This window comes from Achromobacter sp. (genome assembly GCF_036567245.1).
In the GTDB taxonomy this organism is placed as follows: domain Bacteria; phylum Pseudomonadota; class Gammaproteobacteria; order Burkholderiales; family Burkholderiaceae_B; genus Achromobacter.
This window is the reverse complement of sequence record NZ_DATCUY010000373.1, coordinates 1-5,060: the sequence shown is the minus strand read 5'-3', so window position 1 is coordinate 5,060 and position 5,060 is coordinate 1. Positions and strand designations below refer to the sequence as shown.

General features: G+C 67.1%; 6 protein-coding genes. All 6 read left to right on the top strand.

Annotated features, from left to right (window positions below):
- A partial coding sequence (locus VIR09_RS16015; RefSeq protein WP_332013761.1) for a murein hydrolase activator EnvC family protein occupies window positions 1–459 on the top strand: 459 nt, incomplete at its 5' end.
- Window positions 460–518: 59 nt separating this feature from the next.
- Window positions 519–1,964 (top strand): S41 family peptidase, encoded by a 1,446-nt coding sequence (locus tag VIR09_RS16010; protein WP_332013760.1) that lies wholly within the window; start codon window positions 519–521, stop codon window positions 1,962–1,964.
- The gene (locus VIR09_RS16005) at window positions 1,961–2,716 is read left to right on the top strand and encodes a molybdopterin-synthase adenylyltransferase MoeB (protein WP_332013759.1); all 756 of its coding nucleotides are present in this window, start codon (window positions 1,961–1,963) and stop codon (window positions 2,714–2,716) included. The genes VIR09_RS16010 and VIR09_RS16005 overlap by 4 nt, the downstream gene beginning before the upstream one ends.
- Window positions 2,717–2,823: 107 nt before the next feature.
- Complete coding sequence (locus VIR09_RS16000) at window positions 2,824–4,011, top strand: GGDEF domain-containing protein (protein ID WP_332013758.1); 1,188 nt, start codon at window positions 2,824–2,826, stop codon at window positions 4,009–4,011.
- A 103-nt stretch (window positions 4,012–4,114) separates the two neighbouring features.
- Window positions 4,115–4,834 carry a FadR/GntR family transcriptional regulator gene (locus VIR09_RS15995; protein WP_332013757.1) on the top strand — a complete coding sequence of 240 codons (720 nt, stop codon included), beginning with the start codon at window positions 4,115–4,117 and terminating at the stop codon, window positions 4,832–4,834.
- Window positions 4,831–5,060 (top strand): FAD-binding oxidoreductase (locus tag VIR09_RS15990; RefSeq protein WP_332013756.1); only part of this gene is annotated, 230 nt, incomplete at its 3' end. The genes VIR09_RS15995 and VIR09_RS15990, both read left to right, overlap by 4 nt.

The window sequence follows — 5,060 nt, the reverse complement described above, 5'->3', positions numbered from 1 at the left end:
AATCCCGCTCCAAGCCGTAGCGAGCCTGCGCAGCAGACCCAGACCGCCCGCGCAGCGCCGGTGGGCGGCGGCAATGGCCTGCGCCACGGGCTGTCCATGCCGGTGCGCGGCCAGGTGCAGGGGCGCTTCGGAGTCGACCGCCCGGATGGCGGCGTCTGGCGCGGCGTGGTGCTGCGCGCGCCCGAAGGCACGCCGGTCAAGGTGGTGGCCCCCGGCACGGTGGTCTACGCCGATTGGCTACGGGGTTTTGGCAACCTCATCATTGTGGATCATGGGCAGCAATACCTGACCGTCTATGCTTACAACCAAAGTCTGCTCAAACGGGTGGGGGATTCGGTGACGGGTGGCGATACTATTGCTACGGTAGGGGCAACCGGCGGCCAAGTGGAATCCGGCCTATACTTTGAAATTCGCCATCGTGGCGCTCCTGTGGATCCGGCACAATGGCTGGCGCAGTAGATTGATGTCGTTGGTAATTACCAAACCCCATCGGCGAAAACAAAATTCGGGAAGTGTGCATGGGCACTCGTAAGTTTCGCGGTTTCGGTCTGATTGCCATCGGTGCGGTGGCTGGTGTTTTGCTCAGCGTAGGCGTGACCGCGGTCGCCCAGCGCGGCAGTCCCCTGCCGTTGGACGAGCTCAGGCAACTGAGCAACGTGTTCGCCGCCATCAAGAACAACTACGTCGAAGCCGTCGACGACAAGACCCTGATCGACAACGCCATCTCCGGCATGGTGTCGAACCTGGATCCGCACTCCGCCTACCTGGACGCCGACGCCTTCCGCGAAATGCAGACGGCCACGCAAGGCGAATTCGGCGGCCTGGGCATCGAGGTCGGCGCGGAAGATGGCTTCGTGAAGGTCATCTCCCCGATCGAGGACACGCCCGCCGCCCGCGCTGGCGTGATGGCCGGCGACCTCATCATCAAGATCGACGACACGCCCACCAAGGGCATGACGCTCAACGACGCCGTCAAGCTGATGCGCGGCGCGCCCAAGTCGCCGATCACGCTGACCATCATGCGCGCCGACCGCCCGCAGCCCATCGTGCTGAAGATCGTGCGCGACATCATCAAGGTGCGCAGCGTGCGCAGCAAGATGCTGGACAACGGCATCGGCTATGTGCGCGTCGCCCAGTTCCAGGAAAAGACCGGCGCCGACCTGGCCAAGCAGTTGAAGGACCTCGGCGCCAAGGAAGCCCCCAAGGGCCTGGTGCTGGACCTGCGCAATGACCCGGGCGGCCTGCTGACCAGCGCCATCGGCGTGTCCGGCGCGTTCCTGCCGCCCGACTCGGTGGTGGTGACTACCGACGGCCGCACCCCCGACGCCCGCCACAAGTACCTGGCCACGCCGTCGGAGTACGCCCGCGGCGAAAGCAACTACCTGGCCGGCCTGCCGGCCTGGACCAAGACCGTGCCGATGGTGGTGCTGGTGAACGTGGGCTCCGCCTCGGCCTCCGAGATCGTGGCCGGCGCGCTGCAGGACCACAAGCGCGCCAAGGTCCTGGGCAACCGTACCTTTGGCAAGGGCTCGGTGCAGGTGATCCTGCCGCTGTCCGAAACCACCGCGGTCAAGCTGACCACCTCGCGCTACTTCACGCCCAGCGGCCGTTCCATCCAGGCCACCGGCATCGAACCTGACTACGTCGTTGCCGACACGGCCGAAGGCGACCTGTTCCGCCTGCCGCGCGAAGCCGACCTGCAGCGCCACCTGTCCAACCAGCAGACCGCCAACGAAGTGAAGTCCAGCGGCGGCGACGACAATGCCGACGTGCCGACCAAGGTGTTCGAATTCGGCGGCAAGGACGACTTCCAGCTGCAGCAGGCGCTGAACGTGCTGGCCGGCAAGCCGGTACAGAAGGGTTCGGCCCGCGCCCAGGCCAAGGCCGATGCCAAGGCCGGCGGCGGCACGCCCCAGCGCATGAAGATCACGCCGACCGGAGTCGAGCCCAGCAAGGACAAATGAACGACGAGCAACTGCTGCGCTACGCCCGCCACATCCTGCTCGACGAGTTGGGAATAGAAGGGCAGGAAAAACTGCTGGCGGCGCGTGTGCTCATCGTGGGGGCGGGCGGACTGGGGTCTCCCGCCGCGCTCTATCTGGCCACCGCCGGCGTGGGCGACATCACCCTGGCCGACGACGACGTCGTCGAGCTGAGCAACCTTCAACGCCAGATCCTGCACACCACCGCCAGCGTCGGCCGCCACAAGGCCGAGTCCGGACGCGACATGCTGGCGGCCTTCAATCCGCAGACCCGGGTCCATGCCCGCGTCGAGCGGCTGGAAGGCCAGGCCCTGTCTGACGCCGTCGCGCAGGCGGACCTGGTACTGGACTGCACCGACAACTTCGCCACCCGCCACGCCATCAACCGCGCCTGCGTGCAGCACCGCAAGCCGCTGGTATCCGGCGCCGCGATCCGCTTCGACGGCCAGGTCAGCGTTTATGACCTGCGCGACGACGACGCGCCCTGTTACCACTGCCTGTTTCCGGAAGCGGACGACGTCGAGCAAGCCAATTGCGCCACGATGGGCGTGTTCGCCCCGGTCGTGGGCATCATCGGCAGCATGCAGGCCGCCGAGGCGCTCAAGTTGCTGTCCGGCGTGGGCGAAAGCCTGTCCGGCCGCCTCTTGTGGCTGGACGTGCGCACCATGCAATGGCGCAGCGTCAACGTCCAGCGTGACCCCGAATGCGCCGTCTGCGGGCATCGCGGGCACTGATCCCATGGCCTGGATTGGCCCCGCGGACAATATTAAAGGCTTGAAATACCTGCTATAACGCCAGCCAGCCTACCCGAAATCGGGTGGACGGCCTGGGACGTTACCGCGTGGATACAGCACTTAAGTTCAGCTTGCCCAAATGGCGCCTGACGCGTTGGTTGACGCATTCCGGGCACGATACCCCTGCGGATATCCGCTCGGCGCTGATCGCCAGCCTGTTCGGCACGCTTCCCATCTTTGCCGGCGGCGTCATCAACACCCTCATGATCTCCGGCGTCGTCGCCTGGCGCCGCCCCGAGCCGCTGTACCTGTCCTGGCTGGGGATGGAGGTGGTGCTGGCGCTGGTCCGCGTCCTGATCCTGCGGTCCGCCCTGCGCGCCGCGCCCAAGGGCGGCAACACCCATACCGACATCTACATCCTGCTGGCGCTACTGTGGGCATTCAGCGTGGGCTATGGCGTCTTCGTCACTTTCATCAACGGCGACTGGCTGGCCGCCACCCTGGCCGGCGTGTCTTGCGGCGCCATGGCCGGTGGTATTTGCTTCCGGAACTACGGCGCGCCGCGGCTGGTCGGCGCCATGATTTTCCTGAGCCTGGGGCCGATGTGCCTGGGCGCGGCTTTCACTGGCGAATACGTCACGGCCATCGTCTTCATCCAGATTCCGTTCTACCTGGTCAGCATGAGCATCGCCTCGCACCGGCTCAACCGCATCCTGGTGTCCACCATGCTGGCCGAGCGCGACAGCGAACGCCGCGCCAGCCAAGACGCGTTGACGGGCCTGGCCAACCGCGCCGGCCTGCAGGCCGCGCTGGAGCGCGTCTGCACCAGCGCGCGCGGCCACGACAGCTCCGCGGCGCTGCTGTACATGGACATGGACGACTTCAAGCTCATCAACGACACCTACGGCCATGCCGCGGGCGACCAGGTGCTGATGACCATCGCCCAGCGCATGCGCTCCATGCTGAGAGTGGACGACGTGGCCGCGCGTATCGGTGGCGACGAGTTCATCGTGCTGGTGACCGGCATCGACGCCACCGCCGCGTTGAAGCTGGGCGAACATCTGCTGCATGACGCCTCCCAGCCGATTACGCTGGCGGACGGCACGCGGGTCAGCGTGGGCCTGTCCATCGGTATTTCCATCGTGTCCGGCGCCCACCGCAACCCGGAAACGGCCCTGCATTCCGCCGACGCCGCCCTCTACCGCGCGAAGGCGCAAGGCGGCCGCTGCTGCGCGGTGGCTGGGGCGGAAGAGTCCGAGACGACCGTGCCCGACGGCGAACCCGCCGTCGCCTGAGCAACGCCGCCCGCGGCGATCCACGAAACCTGAACCTCGATCGCATCAGACTTGCTTCTTGAAAGTTATCAGATAACCTGAGAAGTATGTCTATAATGCCCCGATGCTGACCAAGAGCCTCACCCTGACCGAACAGGTCGCCCGCCAGATCGCCGCCGATATCGCCGGCGGCGCCTATCCCGTCGGCGCCAAGCTGCCGGCGGGCCGCGTGCTGGCCGAGCAATACGGCGTCAGCGCTGCGGTCATCCGCGAGGCCACCGAACGCCTGCGCGCCCAGGGCCTGATCCAGAGCCGGCAGGGTTCCGGCAGCACCGTGCTGTCGCGCACTGGCGCGCAGGGCTTCCAGCTATCCGCCGGCATCGCCGTGGACCGCAAGCAACTGGCCGGGGTCTACGAATTGCGCATGGAGCTGGAAGGCGGCGCGGCAGCGCTGGCTGCGCTGCGGCGCGACGACGCCGATCTGGCCGCCATGGCGAGGGCCCTGGACGACCTGGAGTCGCATCTGGAAGATCCGGAGCGGGGCGTGGAGCACGACATCGCCTTCCACCGCGCGATCGCGGCCGCCACCCACAACAGCTGCTATCAAGACCTGTTGCAGTACCTGAACCTGCAACTCAGGCTGGCCGTCAGCACCGCGCGCAGCAACAGCCGCCTGCAGGCCGGCCTGACGGCCGCCGTGCACCAGGAGCACGTGGCCGTGTTCGACGCCATCCGCGCACGCGACCCCGAACGGGCGCGGCATGCCGCCGCCCGCCATCTGCAACAGGCGGCCAGCCGCCTGCAACTCGATCTCCTCTCTCCCGCCGCAAGGCAGACATCATGAGCGCATCCGACTTTACGCAACGCCTGGTCCAGGCCCTGGGCCCCGACACCGTCATCACTGCCGAGGCCGACATCGCGCCCTGGCTGTCCGACTGGCGCGGCCTGTACAAGGGCCAGGCGCAGGCCGTGGTGCGCCCGCGCACCACCGAAGAGGTCGCCACCTGCCTGGCGCTGTGCCAGCAGGAAGGCGTGCCGGTGGTGCCGCGCGGCGGCAACACCGGCCTGTG

Excerpts from the sequence above, each read along its gene's own strand:
- VIR09_RS16010 (WP_332013760.1), top strand. The coding sequence starts at position 519 with ATGGGCACTCGTAAGTTTCGCGGTTTCGGTCTGATTGCCATCGGTGCG.
- VIR09_RS15995 (WP_332013757.1), top strand. The coding sequence starts at position 4,115 with ATGCTGACCAAGAGCCTCACCCTGACCGAACAGGTCGCCCGCCAGATC.
- VIR09_RS16005 (WP_332013759.1), top strand. The coding sequence starts at position 1,961 with ATGAACGACGAGCAACTGCTGCGCTACGCCCGCCACATCCTGCTCGAC.